General features: G+C 41.2%; 19 protein-coding genes and 1 pseudogene. 12 read left to right on the plus strand and 8 right to left on the minus strand.

What is annotated here, in order from left to right:
* Positions 1–12 precede the first annotated feature (12 nt).
* The 7 genes from BM161_RS02600 (at position 13) to BM161_RS02630 (ending at position 7,947) form a co-directional block, all read left to right on the plus strand.
* A complete protein-coding gene (locus tag BM161_RS02600) occupies positions 13–939 on the plus strand; it encodes a DUF4340 domain-containing protein (RefSeq protein ID WP_074930185.1) in 927 nt (308 codons plus the stop codon).
* The gene (pth, locus tag BM161_RS02605) at positions 936–1,592 is read left to right on the plus strand and encodes an aminoacyl-tRNA hydrolase (RefSeq protein ID WP_074930187.1); all 657 of its coding nucleotides are present in this window, start codon (positions 936–938) and stop codon (positions 1,590–1,592) included. Before BM161_RS02600 ends, pth begins: the two co-directional genes overlap by 4 nt.
* A gap of 350 nt (positions 1,593–1,942) precedes the next feature.
* Positions 1,943–2,794, plus strand: a complete 852-nt coding sequence (locus tag BM161_RS02610; RefSeq protein ID WP_074930189.1) for an ABC transporter ATP-binding protein — start codon at positions 1,943–1,945, stop codon at positions 2,792–2,794.
* Positions 2,795–2,805: 11 nt separating this feature from the next.
* Positions 2,806–4,326, plus strand: a complete 1,521-nt coding sequence (locus BM161_RS02615) for an ABC transporter permease (RefSeq protein ID WP_074930190.1) — start codon at positions 2,806–2,808, stop codon at positions 4,324–4,326.
* Between the two features lie 3 nt (positions 4,327–4,329).
* On the plus strand, positions 4,330–5,742 hold the full coding sequence (locus tag BM161_RS02620; protein ID WP_074930192.1) for an ABC transporter permease: 1,413 nt from the start codon (positions 4,330–4,332) through the stop codon (positions 5,740–5,742).
* 12 nt (positions 5,743–5,754) lie between these two features.
* Complete coding sequence (locus tag BM161_RS02625; RefSeq protein ID WP_074930194.1) at positions 5,755–6,519, plus strand: outer membrane lipoprotein-sorting protein; 765 nt, start codon at positions 5,755–5,757, stop codon at positions 6,517–6,519.
* Positions 6,520–7,947 carry a hypothetical protein gene (locus BM161_RS02630; protein ID WP_074930196.1) on the plus strand — a complete coding sequence of 476 codons (1,428 nt, stop codon included), beginning with the start codon at positions 6,520–6,522 and terminating at the stop codon, positions 7,945–7,947. It begins immediately after the preceding gene.
* Here BM161_RS02630 and BM161_RS02635 read toward each other — a convergent pair.
* The 4 genes from BM161_RS02635 to BM161_RS02650 form a co-directional block, all read right to left on the minus strand.
* Entirely contained in the window at positions 7,944–9,260 is a 1,317-nt protein-coding gene (locus tag BM161_RS02635; RefSeq protein ID WP_074930198.1) for a glycoside hydrolase family 27 protein, read from the minus strand. The genes BM161_RS02630 and BM161_RS02635 overlap by 4 nt on opposite strands.
* A gap of 58 nt (positions 9,261–9,318) precedes the next feature.
* Entirely contained in the window at positions 9,319–9,615 is a 297-nt protein-coding gene (locus tag BM161_RS02640; protein WP_143090481.1) for a DUF6171 family protein, read from the minus strand.
* A gap of 24 nt (positions 9,616–9,639) precedes the next feature.
* Positions 9,640–11,121, minus strand: coding sequence for an alpha-N-arabinofuranosidase (locus BM161_RS02645; RefSeq protein ID WP_074930201.1), 1,482 nt, complete (start codon positions 11,119–11,121; stop codon positions 9,640–9,642).
* A 216-nt stretch (positions 11,122–11,337) separates the two neighbouring features.
* Positions 11,338–12,042: a late competence development ComFB family protein gene (locus BM161_RS02650; protein ID WP_074930203.1), complete on the minus strand. Its 705-nt coding sequence runs from the start codon at positions 12,040–12,042 to the stop codon at positions 11,338–11,340.
* Between the two features lie 159 nt (positions 12,043–12,201).
* Between BM161_RS02650 and BM161_RS02655 the strand changes: the two genes are divergently transcribed.
* The 4 genes from BM161_RS02655 to BM161_RS02670 all read left to right on the plus strand — a co-directional run bounded on the left by BM161_RS02655 (position 12,202) and on the right by BM161_RS02670 (position 15,267).
* Positions 12,202–12,822, plus strand: a complete 621-nt coding sequence (locus tag BM161_RS02655; RefSeq protein ID WP_074930205.1) for an ATP-dependent Clp protease proteolytic subunit — start codon at positions 12,202–12,204, stop codon at positions 12,820–12,822.
* A gap of 51 nt (positions 12,823–12,873) precedes the next feature.
* Positions 12,874–13,719 carry a GNAT family N-acetyltransferase gene (locus tag BM161_RS02660; protein WP_074930206.1) on the plus strand — a complete coding sequence of 282 codons (846 nt, stop codon included), beginning with the start codon at positions 12,874–12,876 and terminating at the stop codon, positions 13,717–13,719.
* 17 nt (positions 13,720–13,736) lie between these two features.
* On the plus strand, positions 13,737–14,525 hold the full coding sequence (locus BM161_RS02665; protein ID WP_074930208.1) for a DbpA RNA binding domain-containing protein: 789 nt from the start codon (positions 13,737–13,739) through the stop codon (positions 14,523–14,525).
* An 88-nt stretch (positions 14,526–14,613) separates the two neighbouring features.
* Positions 14,614–15,267, plus strand: coding sequence for an MBL fold metallo-hydrolase (locus BM161_RS02670; RefSeq protein WP_143090482.1), 654 nt, complete (start codon positions 14,614–14,616; stop codon positions 15,265–15,267).
* A 77-nt stretch (positions 15,268–15,344) separates the two neighbouring features.
* On the opposite strand, the gene BM161_RS02675 is transcribed toward BM161_RS02670, so the two are convergent.
* Both BM161_RS02675 and BM161_RS02680 read right to left on the minus strand, forming a co-directional pair.
* Positions 15,345–16,001, minus strand: a complete 657-nt coding sequence (locus tag BM161_RS02675; protein WP_074930213.1) for a metallophosphoesterase family protein — start codon at positions 15,999–16,001, stop codon at positions 15,345–15,347.
* A gap of 110 nt (positions 16,002–16,111) precedes the next feature.
* Positions 16,112–16,900, minus strand: coding sequence for a hypothetical protein (locus BM161_RS02680; RefSeq protein ID WP_143090483.1), 789 nt, complete (start codon positions 16,898–16,900; stop codon positions 16,112–16,114).
* A 76-nt stretch (positions 16,901–16,976) separates the two neighbouring features.
* Here BM161_RS02680 and BM161_RS02685 point away from each other — a divergent pair, with 76 nt between their 5' ends.
* Complete coding sequence (locus BM161_RS02685; RefSeq protein WP_074930217.1) at positions 16,977–18,623, plus strand: Na/Pi cotransporter family protein; 1,647 nt, start codon at positions 16,977–16,979, stop codon at positions 18,621–18,623.
* Between the two features lie 63 nt (positions 18,624–18,686).
* Here BM161_RS02685 and BM161_RS02690 read toward each other — a convergent pair whose 3' ends face one another.
* Entirely contained in the window at positions 18,687–19,607 is a 921-nt protein-coding gene (locus tag BM161_RS02690) for an IS3 family transposase (RefSeq protein WP_143090484.1), read from the minus strand.
* A pseudogene (locus BM161_RS14450) lies at positions 19,511–19,728 on the minus strand (hypothetical protein); the annotation flags it as partial. The pseudogene BM161_RS14450 and the gene BM161_RS02690, both read right to left, overlap by 97 nt.

The following is a 19,728-nucleotide window of genomic DNA, read 5'->3' on the forward strand; positions in this document are numbered from 1 at the left end:
GCAGGTAGATATATGAAGACAAGAAAATTAGTATTGATAATTGCTGACGTGCTTCTGCTGGCTGTTTGTATAATTCAGTTTGCAGTTTCTGCACACGATACAACAAAGTATTTTTCACTTAAAGATAAACCAGATGCAATGGAAATTGTCACACCAACAGAGGTAATCAACCTTTATAAAGAAGGGGATGACTGGTTCATTGGTGAAAAGAAATATCCGGCAAGCATTTCAATGGTAGATTCATACATTGATGCAATTTCAAATATTCGTGCACTGGATAAGGTTGGAAATATTTCTTCTGCAAATAATGAAGAAAAATATGAGCTTACAGATGGAAAGAAAATTACTGTAACAGCAAAGCTTGGAGACAAGGTTTTACGCAAAGTTGAAATTGGAAAGACTGCAGTTTCTTCTTCTCAGTGCTATGCAACAATTGACGGCGGCAAGGATATATATCTTGTTTCAGGTGGAATTAATGATACCTTTGATACAAGCGTAGCTGCTGCCCGTACAACAATTGTTTTGAATCTTGAAAGTTCTGATATTACAACTGTAGCAATTAAAGATATTGCAGCAGATAAGAGCTGGTCTGTTTCAAGACTTGGAAGTGGAGATGACCTTGCATGGAATGTAAGTGGTGCTGAAGATGGCTATGAGCTTGATTCTGGTGCTGCTGCAATCTGGCTCAACTCTTTTGCATCTCTTTCTACAAGAGACTGGTATGCAGAAGATGCAGAGGTTGAAGGAACTAAAGTTGTTACAGCAAAAATTACCTGTGCATACAAAGATATCACTGTTGAGTTCTACGCAATTCCAAAGGCTAATGAGAACAATATCCAGCAGTACTATGGAACCTGCAGCGAAACTCCTTACCGCTTTAAGGTAAATGAGAGCACAGTAAAGCAGTATCTTAAATCACTGGATGAACTTTCAAAATGATTAAGCTCGTAGCATTTTTAGGAAATTACGGCAAGGAATACGAAAAGACCCGCCACAATGTAAGCTGGTATTTTGAAGATTCTTTGCCTTTTGCAGGTAAACTCAGCTGGCAAAGTAAGTTCAAGGGTGAGATTGCATCTTTCACTCCACAGGAACTGTCTCAGTGGGCCCGCGACACAAAAATCTGTTCAAAGAAAGACGGTTCTCCGGTACTCGTGCCGGAGCAAGCGCCTGCACATATTTACTTTCTCAAACCAATGACCTACATGAATCTGAGCGGCGACAGTATTATAGAAGTTGCAAACTTTTATAAGATCGCTCCCTCAGAAATTATGGTAGTTCACGACGAGCTCGAGCTTGCCCCAGGCTTTGTAAGCCTAAAGTGGAGCGGCGGCCTCGGAGGTCACAACGGCCTTCGTTCAACCAAAGCCGTATTGAACACCCCAGACTTCTTCCGCCTGCGTTTTGGCATCGGCCGCCCCGACAACCCAAACATCAGCGTTGCAGATTATGTATTAAGCAAATTCACAACCGACCAGCAGGAACTGATGCAGAATGTCTTCTCCCAAACAAACTTATTATTGGTTAAGTTGTTATTAGCCAAAGAACCAAAAGATTTAATACAACAGTGGGGCAAAAAAAATCTCGCTTAGGTGTGTGAAAAAAACATACACTGCTATATTGAATTAGTATGCTGAAAATTTGGCGCGAGGGCGTGAGGCATGAGTCAAAAAGACTTTGTTTGTGGATGCCGCGTGAGCGGCATTAAAATAGTTTCTATGCCACAAACAACGTCTAGCGCATTATTGCGCGTTTTTGACTCATGAATCACAACCGGGAGCCAACTTTTACGATCTTCATTTTTTTTCACAAAAGTTACAGTAACATTTTTCCAAACCTCAATTGTTTAAATAGTATTAAATCTATTGACACTATTAGCACCACTCTGTATTATTTACTTAATACAATAATACGTAAAATACGCTAAAAGGAGTATGAAAAAATGGCAGTTGTTAGCTTAAAAGACGTGCACAAATCTTATCCTCTAGGAAAAGAGAGAATCGAAGCCGTTCGTGGAGTTTCCTTTGATATAGAGAAGGGAGAATTTGCAGCAGTATCAGGACCTTCTGGTTCTGGTAAATCAACAATCTTAAACATGATTGGTCTTATTGATCTTCCAAGTGACGGAACAATCATAATTGGTGGTACAAACGTTTATGACGGAGTAAACCTTGAAGATACAGAAATAATCAATACCCGCTGGTCTTCTGCCGGTCCTGATAAAAAGGACGGAAAGAAAAAGAAGGTTCGTGTTGCTATTCCTTCAAAGCTAGATCGCAGAATTACTGCACTTCGACGTTCACATATTGGTTTTATTTTCCAGACTTTCAACCTTATTCCGGTTTTGAATGTTTATGAAAATATTGAATTTCCACTTCTTCTTGAATCAAAAGATCCTAATTCAAAAAGCCCTGTAGATGATTTTACAAAGCAGCAGAAAGAAGAATGGATTAACTATCTTATTGAAAAGGTTGGACTTACAGAATGGAAGAACCACAAGGCAAACGAACTTTCTGGTGGACAACGTCAGCGTGTTGCAATTGCCCGCGCTCTTGTAACAAAGGCTCCTGTAATTCTTGCAGATGAACCTACAGCAAACCTTGACTCGAAGAACTCAGAACAGATTCTTAAACTTATGAAGTCTCTTAATAAAGATCCTGTACTTCAGACTACCTTCATCTTCTCTACACACGATTCACGAATTGTAGATATGTGTAATCATGTAGTTCACATTCTTGATGGTCAGGTTATCAACGACGAGCACAAAGAGGGCTCAGATATCTACAAGATCTAGGTGGTGCAGCGATGAAAGACATAATCAAATTAGCTCTGCGCAACCTCAAGGAACACAAGTCTAAAACTCTCATTATTTCCATGTTTATTCTTTTTGGTGTAGCAATTGTAATAATGGGAAACTCCTTCCTTGAATCAGTTAACCGCGGACTTGAAAAAGACTTCAGGGCAAATGTTACCGGCGACCTTGCAATTTCGGTAATCCCTGAAAAAGGTACAACTATAGATGTTTTTGGTGTGAACTCAACAACAATCACTGGTGAAGTTCCACAGATTCCAGCTCTTGCAGATATCGAAAAAATTGAAAAGATTCTTGCAGAAACAGATGGAATTAAAAAGCAGTCAAAGTTGATTTCTGCACAGGTAATTCTTTCTAAGGACACAGAAATTGATTTCTCTGTTCTTCAGGATGATGATAAAGACCTTGGTATTATGGATCTTCCAATCTCTATGCTCTTTGCTGGAGAATCTGGAACTTTCTGGGAACTCTTCCCGGACTTGAAAATGATTGAAGGGCATTATCCTACACCGGGTTCAAATGAAGTTATCGTAGACACACGTGTTGTTGAAGGCTTTGTAAAAACCTGGAACAAGCCGCTTGAAGTTGGAGACGATGTTCTTCTTGCCAGCATGGGCGGTGTAATTCGTGAAGGTAAGGTCGTAGGAATCTTTAAGCCTGCCAATGAATATTCTGCTATGTTCCAGAGCGTATATTGTGAGCCGGGACTTGCCCGTGCATTTGCAGAGCTCACTTATGCAAACTCCTTCAGTCAGGAATTGCCGGACAGCGTAGACCTTTCAATTTCAGATATGTCAGAGGATGATTTCTTTAGTGATGATTTCTTTGGAGATATTGAAGATGATTCAGGTATTCTTGGAAGTACAAATGATTTTGACAGCATCCTTGGAGATACAAGCCTTCGTGATGAGTTGAACAAAACAGATGACGGTGCATGGCAGTTTGTTCTTGCAAAGCTAGATAATCCTCGTGCCGACAAAAAGCTTGTTGCACAGCTCAACAAGCGCTTTAAGGAAGAAGGTGTAAATGCCCTTGCAATGGACTGGAAAAGAGCCGCTTATTCTTATTCAGGAACAGTTGAAGGAATTGGCTTTATTTTTAATCTGTTAATCGTAATTCTTGCGATAGTCGTATTCATCATCATTATGAATACAATGGTAGTTTCAGTAATTGAACGTACAAGCGAAATTGGTACAATGCGTGCAATTGGTGCAGAAAAGAAGTTTGTAAAGAAGCTCTTCTATTCCGAAGCAATTATTCTTACAAGTCTTTCAGCCTTTGCAGGTATCATCTTTGCCTTTATCTGTATGTTGATTTTTAACTCTTTCAACATCGCAATTACTAACTCAATTGCAAAAATGATTCTCGGCGGCGGTCTGCTTCACTTTAGCCCGACACCTAAGATTATTCTTACAACAATTATAGTAGCACTTCTGGGAAGTGTCGTGAGCAACAGATATCCAGTAAAATCTGCACTCCGAATCACACCTATCAAGGCTCTCAGTAAGGAGTAGGAAATGAAAAAATTATTACTTGCACTCATAAACTCAGTACGAGATAAGAAAAGAAGTGCAAAACGAAATCTTAAAGTTGCAAGTCGAAATCTTACAAGAAATAAAAGACGTAACTCCATTCTCGCAGTTGCAATTGCTTTCGGATTTTTTGTAGTAACAGCTATCGACGGACTCACATCTGGAATGGTTGGTAACCTCGAAAATCAGATTACTCAGCTTGTTGGTGGAAATGTAATCTGTCAGGGACTTGAATGGAAAAATCCTGAAACAGCAGACGGAAAAGTTCATATCGTAAACATTGTCCGCGACAGAGATTACATCAAAAATATCGTAGATGAATTAGACATCAAATATGAATATTATTCATGTTTTACAATGTCTGGCGGAACTGCAATTTTCAATGGAAAGAAAACTTCACTCCAGCTTTACGGTCGCGATCTTGAAGAGAAACTTCTTAAAGATTCTTTCCAGTTTGTTAGCGGTGGAGTAGATCTCAACGTTAAGAATGGACTTATCATCAGTGATAAGACGGCAGATGCCCTGAATCTCCAGGTAGGCGATGAAATCATCTATTCTACTTATACAGTTTATGGACAGAACACCTTTGCTGATATGACAATCACCGGAATCTTAAAGTCAAACAGCTTTGTCAACTCAGTGCAGGCTTATGCAAATATTGAAGATGTAAATGAAATAATTGAAATGCCAGAGGGCGGTTATTCAATGTTCTCAATTTATCTTCGTGACAATAATGCACAGACAAAGGCTGCTATGATGATTGAAGCCAGAATCCGAAAGGATCACGAAAAGAATCCTGAAATCAATGTAACAAACCGTGCACTTGCAATGAAGACAAATCCTACAAACATCGGAAAAGGTATTGAAAAACAGATTGATTCAAGGAAGCCGGAAAATGAATGGAAGGGCGTTATGTATGGAGTTGAAACTCTCTACGATGAAATTCCTCAGATAAAGACTGTTCTCAATATTGTACACCTTGTTACAACAGTAATTCTTATTGTAATTCTGCTGATTGTAATGGTCGGTGTTTCAAATACTTACCGTATGGTTTTGTATGAACGAATCCGCGAAATTGGAACAATGCGCGCAATTGGTATGGGTGGAAAAGATACCCGCCATGTATTTACAAACGAAGCTGTAATTCTTTGTGTCATCGGTGCGCTTGCAGGATTGATTTTTGCTGTAATAGTAATGGCAATAGTTCACTGTATTTACATTGATAATGAATCACTTTCGTTCTTCCTGCAGAAGGGACACTTTACCTTCCGTCTCTCGCCTGTTTCAATTATAATTCAGTATGTCATTCTGATTGTTCTTACCAGCTTAGCAGTATTAGGCAGTGCAAAGCAGGCTGCCAGAATGAGCCCAGCTGAAGCACTTAGAACTGTAAAATAAGGAGTTAAATAAATGAAAAAGATACTAACATTGCTTGGAGCCCTTTCAATTTTTGTTACAGCCGCAACTGCTCAGGTTTCCTCTGACGTTGCAGAAAAGGCTTTTAACATTATGGAAGCCACAGAAGATGTTCTTGCCTATCACGGCGACTATTCTGCAACAGTTTCACTTGTTGTTGAAAAGCCTGGAAAGCCAAAGGAAAATCTTCAGTACAAGATTTTTGAACGTACAGATGCAAAGCTTATGACAATCGTTCAGCTTTTCCCAGAAGCAGATAAGGGTGTTGGCTACCTTCGTAACGATGATAACATCTGGTCTTATGACCCAATCAGCCGTAAGTTCACACATACTTCTATTAAGGAAGCCCTTGGTGATTCAGACATTAAACTTGATGATGTTGAGCAGAGCAAGCAGAAGTGGCGCAACAATTATGAAGTTGAAGCATACGAAGAAGGAACTCTTGGAAAGTATCCTGTGCACATCATTACACTTAAGGCAAAAACAAGCGAGCCTTCTTATGCAAAATCAAAATACTACATCCGCACAGATATAGCATTGCTTCTTAAGGAAGAAGATTTTTCCGGTTCAGACCGCCTTATGCGTACAATCCTGCTTCCAAAGTATTCAAAGGTACCGGCAGGTTATGTTTCAACACAGGCAATTATCCGCGACGAGTTGAACAAGGGTGAGCAGACACAGCAGGTTATTTCAGACCTCACCTTCGACACACTTCCAGATAAGATTTTCACTAAGGCATACCTTGAGGGACTTAACTAAATGAAAAAATCACTATTATTACTAACTGCTTTATTCTTCACCTTCAACATCTTTGCTCAGAGCGACGACGATCTCTTTGGCAGCGATGATGATTTCTTTGGTGACGATGGCATTGAAGAGGTTGCAGACGTTTCTGCAAAAACAGATTTGAGCAAGGGTGTTCTTTTTGATACCGGCTCAATCAAAGTTGGCGGAAGTCTTAATGCAGGTATTTCCACAAATACAATTTTGTGGGGACCAGATAACGAAGACCTTGGCGACAATATTCACAACACAACCTTTACTCCGGATTTGAGCGCCATGCTTTCTGTAGACGCACGTCCAACAGAAACACTCCGCATGTATACTAAGTTTGGATTTGCTTATCCGTTTGAAGATAAGGCAACTACAGAACTCAAGTTTACACCAGTTGATTTTGGATTTGGATTGCCAAAACTTCAGTTTGCTACTTCTGCAGAAACAAGTATTACAAACTGGTTTAAGCTCAAGGAGCTCTTTACAGATTTCTCTGTAAAAGACACCGCCTTCTTCCGCTTTGGTATTCATACAGTAACCTGGGGCGCAGGATATTTCTTTAGTCCTGTTTCAGATATGATTAACTCATCTTCAATTGATCCTGAGAATCCTGAAAAGCAGGTTGATGGAAGTCTGAATCTTCGTACACAGGTTGTATTCCCTGGAACACAGAACTGTCTCTGGTTCTATGTAATTCCTTCAACAAACTTTAATAATCAGACAGCAGAAAGCTATGCCCGCGATACAGCCCTTGCTGGTAAGGCAGATATTCTTATTGGTAACTGGGAACTTGGACTTGGCGGACTTTGGAAATATCATAATGCTCCAAAGGCAATGCTTACAGCAACAGGAAGTCTTAAGAAAATCAGCTTCTTTGGTGAGTTTGTTTACAGCTATGGTGCACTTTCTGAATGGCAGAAAAATACAGACTGGGATGATAAAACAAATATCTTCCAGGCAACTGCAGGCTTCAGTTATTACTGGAAGGATCCAAAGCTTACTCTTGCAGCACAGTATTATTTCGAAGGCAACGATGTAGATTTCTCAAAGAAAATCAGCCTTTATGGACATAACGTAGCATTGATGGCCAATAAGGGAGAACTTTTCAAAAATCCAGATTTGTCTTTGAGCCTTTTTGCAATGGCAAATTTTGGACATAAGGATGCAACTATAGATGATATTATTGAAATGTATCCGGAAGCAGCACAGTATGCAACAAAAGAGCAGCTTGAATCAGCTGCAAAAGAAGCATCTGGTTTAATGCCTTCTCTTACAGCAAATCTTATGCTCAGATATTCTCCAGTAAAAGATATGTCTTTTGGTTTAGGACCAGCACTTTCATTTAAAGATTTCGAAACTAATCCAACAGTTTCATTTAAGCTTTCAGCCACTCTCGGTGGCGGAAAGTTCTAAATCTTAAACGCACGGCATGCGTGAGGTTCAAGGGTGAAGGTAACTTCTTCGCCCAGATCCTTGCGCTGCCACAAGTCGCGGATTACCGCTCCCTTTACACTCTCATCAACATTCATAGTAACAGTCTGTTTTTCTTCGCTTATGTTGAAGTAAGCATAATAAGCGTGACCATCATCAGTAATATTTCGCCATACAACTACATCATCATGACATGAGCTGCTAAGCTGTTCTGCCTGATTAGGACACTTATCCATCGCAAGAATTTCTTCGTTGGTAAGAAGGCTAAGGTTGAAATCATCCAGTTGAGGAAGATCTGTTCCAATCATAAGAGGGGCACGGAAAATGCTCCACAGAGTTATCATTGTGCGGGTTTCTTCTTTTGTAAACTTGCTGTACCAGCCGCGCTTTTCTTCCGGAGTTCCAGGTGCAGCCCAGCCCCAGCCAAGGCGGTTCATTGGAAGCATGTCGCAGTCCGGCCAGTTACCGTCTCCAGTGTGCTTCTGCCATACTTCGCAGCGCTCAAACATAGCTTTCAGAAGTTTCCAGTCATCCCAGAAATCATCTGTAATACGCCACATATTTGCAAAGTTCTCGTAGTGATGTGCTTTTTCAATTACTGCAGGTCCAGGGCTCAAAGAAAGAACCATAGAACGGCCGGAGTTTTCAATGGCCTTAGCCATCATCTCAACTTCTTTTTCAGCAGAGTAGGGGTTGTGAGGATACATGTTTGTGTTACAGATATCATCAACCTTTACAAAGTCTACACCCCAGTCAGCGTACAACTCAAAAATTGAATCGTAGTAGTCCTGGGCATATGGGCGTTTGTAATCTACTCCATACATATCCGGGTTCCAGCGGCTTACCGAGTACGGATTTGCTACCATATCTGCGGTTGCTTTAGAACCGTCGTTAGTCTTGATTGCTAAGTGTTCGTGGGCGGCAAAGCGGGGAATACCTCTCATAATGTGAATTCCAAACTTAAGGCCCAGAGAGTGAATGTAATCTGCGAGGGGCTTAAAACCTTTGCCGCCCTCGCTGCTTGGGAATCGGTTAGGCGCCGGAATCTGACGTGAATATTCATCAATACAGAAACGGCTGAACGGAATATACTGAGTACCATCGGCATTTCTGTCTCCGGCATGTGGATCAGACCACTGAATATCAATTACAACATATTCCCAGCCATACTGCTTGAGATTTTTTGCCATATATTCAGCATTTGCACGAACCTGATCTTCGTTTACCATTGTGTTGTAGTAGTCATAACTGTTCCAGCCCATTGGCGGAACCGGGGCGACATCGTTTTTATTCATTGAGTTCTCCTCTGCGGTGGTTTCGATACACTCGCTGCGCGAGCACTCAACCACCGCATCACCATTTTCCATTGATACAGGCTGCGGTTTTGTGGCGAACGCGGAACTGTACAAAACAGCCGCAGTCCTGACAGGTCATGCCACCTATAAGTCTGGGGCAGGCCCCGCAGATTTCAAGTCTTTTTTCTACAAGTTTATCTCCTGCATAGTCAGACACCGGCTCGGCAGCAGCCATTTCGGCCACCAGTTCGGGTGTCATATCCATTGCAGAAAGATGTTCCATGTTATCGCATACAGGGCAAGGGTCTTTCATAAGAAGTACACAGTGCAGTGGTTTCGATACGATGCTTCGCATCACTCAATCACCGCACATTGTCTATTAAGCAGTCACACTAACAGTTACAACGCTCATTGCAGGAACTGTAATGAACATTTCATTAGCACCTGAAAGTTTAACTTCAAGAGCTTTTTCTTTGATTTCGTTTGGTTTATCAAAGCTGTTGCATACATGCATTTCTTTAGAAGTAAGGATTGTAGCAGTTGCGTCTTTAATCTTTCCTTTAAGACCTGCAAGAGTAATATTGATTTCTTTTTTACCGCTGAGTTCTGCATTTGTAAGAGTTACAGTGTAAACATTCTTCTTGTGTGAAGCAGAAGCAGTAACAGAATCAATACGAGCATCCTTTGGTCCAATCTGATTTGAAGCAACACGTGAAGTAAGCATAGTTGCATCCATGTGTGGCTTGTACATATGGAATACATACCAGGTTGGAGTTTTAATCATCTTAGTGCCTTCAGTAAGAACTGGAGACTGAAGAACGTTTACAGCCTGGGCAATATTTGCAACACGTACACGGTCAGAGTGATTGTTAAAGATGTTCAAAGTGATTCCTGCAACGAGAGCGTCGCGGATTGTAGACTGCTGATAGAGGAAGCCGGGGTTAGTTCCCTTTTCTACGGCGAACCATGTACCCCATTCATCAACTACCAGGGCAACACGCTTATCAGGGTCGTACTTAGTCATTATTTCGTCGTGGCGGCGTACCAGTGTTTCCATAAAGCCTGCGTTGCGCATTGTGAGGTACCAGTCTTTTTCTGTAAAGTCGCAGGCTGGTTTTCGTCCGTTCCAGTCAGGTTCAACTGTATAATGATGAAGTGAAAGACCGTCCATAAGGTTTCCGGCTTCACGCATAAGAACTTCAGTCCAGTTATAATCAGAAGAGTTAGGACCACAGGCAATCTTGAAAATCTTATCTTTGCCATACTGGCGTACATAAGTCTGATAGCGGCGGTAAAGATCTGCATAATATTCAGGCTTCATGTTTCCACCGCAGCCCCAGTTTTCATTTCCTACACAGAAGAGTGGAAGCTTCCAAGGCTTTTTGTGGCCGTTTGCTTCACGGAGTTTACTCATTGGAGATTCTCCGCCGAAAGTCATATATTCAACCCATTCAGACATTTCCTGAACAGTACCGCTTCCTACGTTTCCGTTTACATAAGGCTTACAGCCAAGAAGCTCGCAGAGTTCGAAGAATTCGTGTGTACCAAAGCTGTTGTCTTCTACAACTCCGCCCCAGTGAGTGTTAATCATGCGCTTACGTGTTTCATAAGGGCCAATTCCATCTCTCCAGTGATATTCATCTGCAAAACATCCGCCTGGCCAGCGGAGGTTAGGAATCTCAAGTTCCTTAAAAGCTTCTACAACGTCTTTTCTGTAACCGTCGATATTAGGAATGTCTGAATCTTTTCCAACCCAGAATCCGCCATAGATACAGCGACCAAGATGCTCGCTGAAGTGTCCGTAGATGTCGCGGCTGATTTTGCTGCCGTCGAGATCTGCATTTACAATGATAGAATCCATAATAAAGTCCTCTGATTTTTTTTAGTTAAACGTTTTACAAATTGTAGCACGCAAAGCATTAATATGCAATGTAATTTTATTGTAAAAATCTCTAGGAAAAATGAAGATTATTGAAAAGATTATGGTCTCGATACACCGCTATCGCGGCACTCGACCACCGCGGTGGTTGAGTAGACACAAAGTGTCATATCGAAACCATAGTAATAAGATAAGATGTTACTTTTTAAAGATCACAAGATCCTTCATCTTAAGAGTATAAGTAGAATCCAGAGTCTGGCGTACAGAATCTTCACTCATGATAGGTACTTCAAAGTGATATACAGATTCAGAATAGCCGTCTGCTTCAATCTCAATACTGAAATTAAAGAACTCTCTTTCGCCACTCTTCTTTGCAGGAATTGATTTTACCCAGAAAGAGTAAACACCCTTTGTACTAGGTACAAGATTAAATGGGTTAGACCAGGTTTTATCAACCATTTCGGCAGGTTTGCCGTTTAATTTCAAAGTGATTTTTGCGTTTGTAACAGGCTCAAATGTGTTTCCATCAAGAACAACGCCCATAAATGTAAAGAAGTTGTAAGCTGGCTTTGTCTTATTTCCGTTAGCCTGAATTGTACAGTCTTCGCGGTTTTCTGTATGGAAAGGACGCTTTGTAGAACTTACAGTGCGCATACCTTCAAGAGCAAGTGAATCAATATCAGCAAGAAGCTGAGAACTTGCAAGGTATTCAACGTTGTGGGTAACACCACGACCAGAAACTACATATTTTGGAGGAATGCGGTTGAGGACGTAACTTACAGTATCAAGCCGGCAGTTTTCGCAATCGCAGGTAAGCCATGTAACATTTTCTCCTTTCACACGATCGTAAAGGGTATTTACAGCCTTAATTACTACATCTTCCATCAAGTTATGTACGTTCATTCTCAATCTCCTGTTATTAAAACGTTTTGATCAATAATATATTATATGACAGAAACTTCAATAAAACAATTTATTTTTTTTCTAATCACAAACATTTCTTCGGCCTGACTAACAGTTTTTTCAATTGAAAACAGAAGGATTTTCTAGTATATTTATAGTATGAACTTAAAATCAATTTATACTAGCCCTCGTTTTGATGATGAGGATGATGAAAAAAAGCAGAAAATGCCTGATCCTTTTTCGGATAGATTCCTTAAGACAAGACAGATTGTTCTTACCGGCGAAGTAAACAAAGAACTTGCAGATGCAATTGCAAAACAGCTTCTTATTCTTGATGCAGAAGATTCAAAATCTCCAATTTATATGTATATTGACTCTCCTGGCGGTGATGTTGATGCCGGCTTTGCAATCTATGACGTAATCCGTTTTGTAAAAGCTCCAGTTTATCTCATTGGTATGGGACTCATTGCTTCAGCTGCAACACTTATTCTTATTGCAGTTCCTGCAGAGCGCAGAATCGGACTTCCAAACAGCCGCTATCTTATCCATCAGCCACTTGGCCAGATGCGTGGTGTAGCAACTGATATTGAGATTTACGCTAAGGATATGGAAAAAATCCGTGCTAAGTTGAATAAACTTATCGCAGAAGCAACAGGAACACCTCTTGAACAGGTTACAAAAGATACAGATCGTGATTACTGGCTCGATGCAGATGAAGCTGTAAAATATGGCCTCATCAGCAAGATTGTTTCAAAACGAGAGGAACTTCCAACAAAGTAGTATATGCAATTCGAACTGACCGATTCGCTCACAGACGAGATAATCTCAGCCATGGAAAACCAGGATGTTGAATATTCCGTCGACGCAGTAGAAGGTCAGCTTGTTATTTCTGATTCAGATGGCAATACGCCGGATGATAACAGATATTACAGTTTGCCTGAGTGGGGTCCATCTGATGGTTTTGAATTGCGTGAAGAATTTGTAAATAATCTTCATGCTCCATTAGCCCGCGAAGAGTTACAGAGTGCAATGCATTCAGGAAGGGGGGTATTTAAGAATTTTAGAAACGCTTTAAAAAACTATCCTGAAATTGATAAACGATGGCATATTTATAAGCACAGATTTATGTCGGCACGTATCAATGAATGGTATAATTCCCTGCGAGAAATATGGGGATTGGAAAAACTAGATCAGCTGCCAGAATCGGATGATACCTTAGTGCATGATGATTTTTCGTTCAAGGAATATGATTATGCTGCTGATAAACAGACAATCCTTTTAAATATTACTGCAGATTCTTGCGAAGATGAGACACTGCCGCTGGAAGTAAACAGAGCATTTTACGAATTATGGCGAACTCAATTTGAAGGCGCCTTTGACAATCAAATCGGATATATCTGCTCAAGCCTTTCAGATGATTTTGCAGGTTGCATTATTGCAGCTCCGCTTTCACAAAATCAGGAAAAGATTGTTGCAATTACAAGTCTTTTTGTTCCTGAACAGTTCAGAGGACTAGGAATAGGTACAGAATTAATTGATATGTGTATATCCAGCCTTAGAAACTGTGGAAAAGAATGGGTTTTGATCCCGAACACTATTGCACCGGATATTTTACAGCCGTTATTAACACGTACAGGCTTTAGAAAAATAAACTCCGGTTATATTTTGTCTTTATAAAAAAGGAGAATAAAAAAATGGCATTTAATCGTGATTTTGAGCTTAATGAAGCTCAGCTTGAAGAATTTCTTACAAATGCAACAGAGAGAGTTAGAACATCAGAAAATGTTGATTTGCTTTCTGATTTGAACAAATTATTTAAGAAGAATGTTCCACTTACAGTTCGTAAGTATGTTATTGCATATCTGCTTAAAGAAGCACTTAAACACTATCATCCATTTAATAACCGTCGTGATCGTTTTGACCGCAATGAACGTAACGATCGTAATGACCGCAACGACAGAAATCAGCGTCAGCGCCAGGAAAGAAACTTCCGCCAGGAACGTACAGAACGTGCTGCTGAACCTGCAGAAACAACTGAAGAAGAACGCCCACGCCACCCACGCGTAGAGATTCCAGAAGATCAGGCTACTTCAATTTTTATCAGCATTGGTAAGAACCGCCGTGTATATCCACGCGATCTCGTTGGTATTCTTATTGCAATTGCAGGTATTGATCGCGAGCGCATTGGTGACATTAAGGTTCTCGCAAATTACTCTTTTGTACAGCTTTATACAGAAGATGCTCAGACAGCTATTGATAAGCTCAACGGTTATGACTACCGCGGACGCAAGCTCGCAGTAAGTTACAGCCGCCAGAAGTCAGATTCAGAAGCTGCTGAAGAAGCAACAGAAGAAACTTCATACGAAGCTGAATCTCAGAATGAATATTCAGCTGAAGCTCAGGAAATGGCTGCAGAAGACGCTGCTGCATATGCTGCTGCAGAAAAAGCTGCTGCTGACAAAGAGCCTTTCGGAATGAACTAATATATACCGTCATTGCGAGCCCGAAGGGCGTGGCAATCCATTAAATAGATTGCTTCGCTACGCTCGCAATGACGACGATTTTTTTGTAATGAAACTACATATACTTCATACCGGAGTATTAAAGGTTAATACTCTGATTGTTCCAATCGAAAATAATCAATGCTTTGTCGTTGACCCTGCTGCCTGCCCGCTTTCGGGTGACTCAACAATCATCACAGATTATCTTAAATCTCATAAACTTGAATGCGAGGGAATTGTCCTCACTCATACTCACTTTGACCATATTACCGGTGTGGCAGAGCTTAAGGCTGCTTATCCTGCTGCTAAAGTTTATGTACATGAGGCAGAGGCGGGAGAACTCACAGGAAGTGGAGTTGCAGGACCTATGAACCAGTCTGTGCTTCGTTTCTTTGGTGCTCCGGAATTGCTCGGCATTGTTGGTGCACAGCCTGCTGCCGATGTCCTTATGCGGGACGGCATGAGTGTTTTTGGCTGGAAGGTTATTCATACTCCGGGACATACACCGGGTTCAGTTTGTCTTTATAAAGCTGATGCTGGTGAAGAAGGACAGGGAGTATTAATTTCAGGAGATACCATGTTTGATTACGGCGGATACGGCCGCACGGACATGTATGGCGGGGATGAAGCTGAAATCCAGAGAAGCCTGGCGCGACTTCACGGAGAAGTTCCTGCCGGCACCTTAGTTTATCCCGGTCACGATAGCTTTGGATTTATGATGTAATGGATTGCCACGTCGCCCTGTTGGGCTTCTCGCAATGACATCTTCTTCCGTCATTGCGAGCGTAGCGAAGCAATCCATTAATAAGGATTCCAGATCTTACATTCTGTAACACCATCGCTGCCCATCTCCATTTTTATAAACGCAATATCTACAAAAGTTTTTTCTACTGTAGCAATGGCAAAACCTGCCGGCTGGCCGCCGCGTGGTCTTGAACAGCTTCCAGGGTTTACAATCTTAAAATTCTTAAAGTTCTCTTCTCGTGCAACGTGGGTGTGGCCGTAAAAGGCTGTAGTGCATTCTGAAACCTGCATTTCGAGCCCCAGAGTTTCTACACCATAGTCTACACCCTGCTCGTGACCGTGGGTAATTAAAATGCCGCGGCCGTTTACCTTAAGTTCAATCATTCCGGAAAAATAAAGAGTACCTTTGTCGAGCGGGTACGAGGATGGATCACAGTTGCCGTGTACGGCTGCAATCACCGGGGGCACGCACGCCGCCAGCTTCTTATCTGACTTCGCCGTGTACAGCAAATTCGCAATGTCACTCACACCGTCGCCACAGAAAATCAGCGCATCACAATTTGCCCCGTAGCCGCGCACAATACTTTCGAAGGTTCCGTAGCGGCCGTGCGAGTCCGAGATCACAAGAAGCCGCGCGTGGTCCTTAGTTTCCAGCGCCGCAATTGCGTCATGTGAGCCGATTATGTTCTGAGCATGCTGTGAAATCTCTATCATTGACTGTAATCCTATATAAGTCGGCAAGCACAGCTTGCCTCTGAGGCGTTTTTTCGATAATCCTAAAACGACCCTTTCGGCTCGTTTTTTAACGGATTTTCGATTTTAGCCTAGTTCAAAACAAAATGGTTAATAGACATCAGCCCGCTTTCCGGGTCGGTGTAGTGATGGAACTGATATCCTTCAAGCATCTGTTCCATGTGTTTCTGGAGATCTCTTGAACGAGAAGGTGCTCCGTCGAGCAGCTGAATGTACTTAATTGTTTCGACAATAATTTCCGGCGCATTCTGATGAATCTGACCATCAGATTCTTCCGGAGCAATTTCTCCTGTGAGCCCGGCAGTCTGGCCTTTATCAACAACAATATCACAGGTAGATTCCATACCAAGAACATCATCCTGTGGGAAAAGTGCAATCACAGGGTAAGGAACTTCCTGTTCCCATTTGTCCTGATTGCGTGCCAGTGCAACGTGAGTATTTTCCGGGGCGCCCAAAAGCACAACTCCGGCAAGGTCAAGTGCATCATCCTGAAGCACTGCTGTAAAATCAGTTGCGTAACCGCGTACCCCGTGCTTAAAATCATCAGGATAAGTAATAGGGTAGATAAGGCCGCCATCTTCATCAAGACCAAAATTGTCTTTCAAAAGAGTAAGCAGGCTTTCTTTAATTTCCGGATTATTAAAATCATAACCAAACAGAACTGCAACACGCTTGTTTGTAACATGCCACTTCTGTGGAGTTGTCTGAACGGCAGGTTCTTCTGCCTGACTCAAAGTTAAATCTATACTGTTGGTTTCGTATTCTTTATGCTTTTTTTTACAGCCGGTAAGGGCGAGAGAAAGGGCTAGAACAGCACCGAATATAAAAAATCTGCGCAGGGCAGTATGTGTCTTAATCATATCCACTCCCATTTTCTCCATAGTACTGTATTTTATTTTTCTTGAAAAGGACTGCCTTTTTCGGTATCATTATAATATGAATGTCATACAGCCCGTTTTAGAACTTATCGGTAGCCTGGGACTTCTCCTTTATGGTATGAAGCTCATGTCTGACGGTATTCAAAAGAGCTCCGGTGAAAAGCTCCAGCGTGCGCTTGCGGTTCTTACAGGTAATCGTTTTGCGTCTCTTTTGACAGGTCTTGTTGTTACGATGGTTATTCAGTCATCGGGTGCGACTACCGTTATGGTTGTAACCTTCGTTAATTCCGGACTTATGACCCTTGCACAATCTGTTGGTGTTGTATTCGGTGCTAACATCGGTACTACAATTACTGCATGGATTGTTTCTATCTTTGGATTCAATTTTAAGATTTCTGCTTTTGCCATTCCTGTTTTTGGAATCGGCTATTTCTTATCAATAATCAGAAAAGGTAAATATAGAAACTGGGCCGAAGCTCTCATGGGTTTCGGTATGCTCTTCTTAGGTTTGAGCGGACTTTCTGCTGTATTTACACCTGAGCAGCTTGGCTGGCTTTTCAAGATTCAGGGCGGCGGTCCTCTTGCAATTCTTGTCGGCTTTGTTATTGGTATTCTGATTACTGCACTGCTTCATTCAAGTTCAGCATTTTCTGCCATCGTAATTACAATGGCTTTCAATGGTTTGATTAACTGGGAAATGGCTGCTGCAATGACACTTGGTAGTAACATTGGTTCTACAATCGATGCTGTTCTTGCAGCCCTTGGAACAAATGCAGATGCACGCCGTTCAGCATTGATTCACGTTATGTTCAACGTATTCGGTACTGTTCTTGCGCTCATCTTCTTCCATCCATTCCTTGATTTAGTAATGATGCTTACACCTGGCGGACAGCATTCAAATATTGCAATTCGTATTTCAATGCTGCATACAGTTTTCAAAACACTTTCTACTATTATCCTGCTTCCAATGCAGAATCCGCTCATTGCCCTTACAAAGAAAATTATCAAAGACGATCCGGAAGGAACTTCAAACGTTTACAAACTGGAATTTACAGGACTCCTTTCAAAAGACAGTGTTACAACACACATCATGCAGGCTGAAAAAGCTATTGCAGATATGACAGATGTTGTAACTGATATGTTTGATAAGATTCAGATTGGCGTTACAAAGCGTAATCATGACTTTATCGAAAAACACGGTGAGGCTAGTGAGCTTGCAGAAGACTACGCAGATCAGATGCACGAGCAGATTACTCACTACCTTATTAAGTGTGAATCGCTTCAGGTTACAGAAAAGCAGTTGAATCACATTTCTAACATGATTCAGATTGTTGATGAACTTGAAAACATGAGCGACAGCTGCTACGGCACAATCATGCTGATTTCCCGCAGTATCGAAAAGAAGATGAAATTCCAGACTGAAGATATGGAACGACTTTTACCATACATTGAGCTGGCCCGCCAGTTCCTTCAGTTTATCCGCATAAATATCAACAAACAGCTTACACCAGAGAAACTCGAACTTGCCCGTGAACTGGAAGACGGAATCGACGCATTCCGCAAAGACCTCAAGAAGGTTGCCCGCAAGCGCCTCGAAGGTGGTGCAGACGTTAAATCCGAACTTCTCTACATCGATATTGTCCGCACTATCGAGCACATTGGTGACAACTGTTTCAACATTTCAGAAATCCTTACCAACGGCTAGTAAAAAAAATACGGTGGTTGAACCTGTCGAAATGAAGTGCACCCCAATTATTGGACACTTTAACTAGGCTGATTTTAAGGACTGATTCCTAAATTGTAAAGGGGTCAGTCCTTTTAATTTAACCTTAATTCTCTTTTCGTTGTACCAAGATAAATATTCAACTAATTCTTTTTTGAAATGTTCAACAGATTCAAATTCCTGTAAATAAAAAAGCTCAGATTTAAGCAATCCAAAGAAATTTTCCATTACTGAATTATCAAGACAGTTCCCTTTTCTGGACATGCTTTGTCGGATTCCTTTTTCTTTCAGACGCCTCTGATAATCATACATCTGATACTGCCAGCCCTGATCAGAATGAAGAATCAGATTTGTTCCATCCGGAATCTTAGCAAAAGCCTTTTCAAGCATATCAACTGTCTGAGCATAATTCGGACTTTCAGAAAGATTCCAGCTTATCAATGACTGATCATGTAAATCAAGAATCGGAGACAGATAAAGCTTTGTTCCAAACAGATTGAATTGTGTAACATCAGTAACCCATTTTTCATTAGATTTTGTTGTACTGAAATCTCGCTGCAAAAGATTAGGAGCCACTTTGCCTATCTGACCTTTATAGGAATTGTATTTATGCTGACGAACCTTACACACAATATGTTCTTCATGCATCAGTTTCTGAATTAATTTGTGGTTTGTTGTAAAACCTCTGTTTCTAAACTCTAAAGTAATCCTTCTGTAGCCATAGCGCCCTTTATTTTCATGATAAATCTGCTGGACAAGTTCTCGCTCTTCCTTGTGCTTATCCTGTTTCGGATGCGTTTCTGAGTAATAAAATGAACTTCTTGGTAAACCTGTAAGTTTTGTTAAATCTGAAACATTGTATTTTGACCTTAGTTCTCTGACAGCTTCGACTTTTCTCTGTCTTTTTTCTGCTGCTGTTTCTTTTTCTCGTCTTCCTGAACTAAGGCCAGATATTTTTTTAGGTATTCATTCTCCATTCGAAGATATGCCAGTTCTTCGTCTTTTGTCCATTCTTCTCTAGGTTTGTTTGGTATTAAACTTTTCTTTGGCATTTTTGAACGCCTGCCTTGTTTCTGAAACAGAGCTT

The sequence above is a fragment of the Treponema bryantii genome (assembly GCF_900113965.1).
GTDB lineage: Bacteria > Spirochaetota > Spirochaetia > Treponematales > Treponemataceae > Treponema_D > Treponema_D bryantii_A.

Bases quoted from the DNA above. Each gene is read 5' to 3' on its own strand.
- BM161_RS02600 (WP_074930185.1), top strand. From the start codon at position 13: ATGAAGACAAGAAAATTAGTATTGATAATTGCTGACGTGCTTCTGCTG.
- pth (WP_074930187.1), top strand. From the start codon at position 936: ATGATTAAGCTCGTAGCATTTTTAGGAAATTACGGCAAGGAATACGAA.
- BM161_RS02610 (WP_074930189.1), top strand. From the start codon at position 1,943: ATGGCAGTTGTTAGCTTAAAAGACGTGCACAAATCTTATCCTCTAGGA.
- BM161_RS02615 (WP_074930190.1), top strand. From the start codon at position 2,806: ATGAAAGACATAATCAAATTAGCTCTGCGCAACCTCAAGGAACACAAG.
- BM161_RS02620 (WP_074930192.1), top strand. From the start codon at position 4,330: ATGAAAAAATTATTACTTGCACTCATAAACTCAGTACGAGATAAGAAA.
- BM161_RS02625 (WP_074930194.1), top strand. From the start codon at position 5,755: ATGAAAAAGATACTAACATTGCTTGGAGCCCTTTCAATTTTTGTTACA.
- BM161_RS02630 (WP_074930196.1), top strand. From the start codon at position 6,520: ATGAAAAAATCACTATTATTACTAACTGCTTTATTCTTCACCTTCAAC.
- BM161_RS02635 (WP_074930198.1), bottom strand. From the start codon at position 9,260: ATGAATAAAAACGATGTCGCCCCGGTTCCGCCAATGGGCTGGAACAGT.
- BM161_RS02640 (WP_143090481.1), bottom strand. From the start codon at position 9,615: ATGCGAAGCATCGTATCGAAACCACTGCACTGTGTACTTCTTATGAAA.
- BM161_RS02645 (WP_074930201.1), bottom strand. From the start codon at position 11,121: ATGGATTCTATCATTGTAAATGCAGATCTCGACGGCAGCAAAATCAGC.
- BM161_RS02650 (WP_074930203.1), bottom strand. From the start codon at position 12,042: ATGAACGTACATAACTTGATGGAAGATGTAGTAATTAAGGCTGTAAAT.
- BM161_RS02655 (WP_074930205.1), top strand. From the start codon at position 12,202: ATGAACTTAAAATCAATTTATACTAGCCCTCGTTTTGATGATGAGGAT.
- BM161_RS02660 (WP_074930206.1), top strand. From the start codon at position 12,874: ATGGAAAACCAGGATGTTGAATATTCCGTCGACGCAGTAGAAGGTCAG.
- BM161_RS02665 (WP_074930208.1), top strand. From the start codon at position 13,737: ATGGCATTTAATCGTGATTTTGAGCTTAATGAAGCTCAGCTTGAAGAA.
- BM161_RS02670 (WP_143090482.1), top strand. From the start codon at position 14,614: ATGAAACTACATATACTTCATACCGGAGTATTAAAGGTTAATACTCTG.
- BM161_RS02675 (WP_074930213.1), bottom strand. From the start codon at position 16,001: ATGATAGAGATTTCACAGCATGCTCAGAACATAATCGGCTCACATGAC.
- BM161_RS02680 (WP_143090483.1), bottom strand. From the start codon at position 16,900: ATGATTAAGACACATACTGCCCTGCGCAGATTTTTTATATTCGGTGCT.
- BM161_RS02685 (WP_074930217.1), top strand. From the start codon at position 16,977: ATGAATGTCATACAGCCCGTTTTAGAACTTATCGGTAGCCTGGGACTT.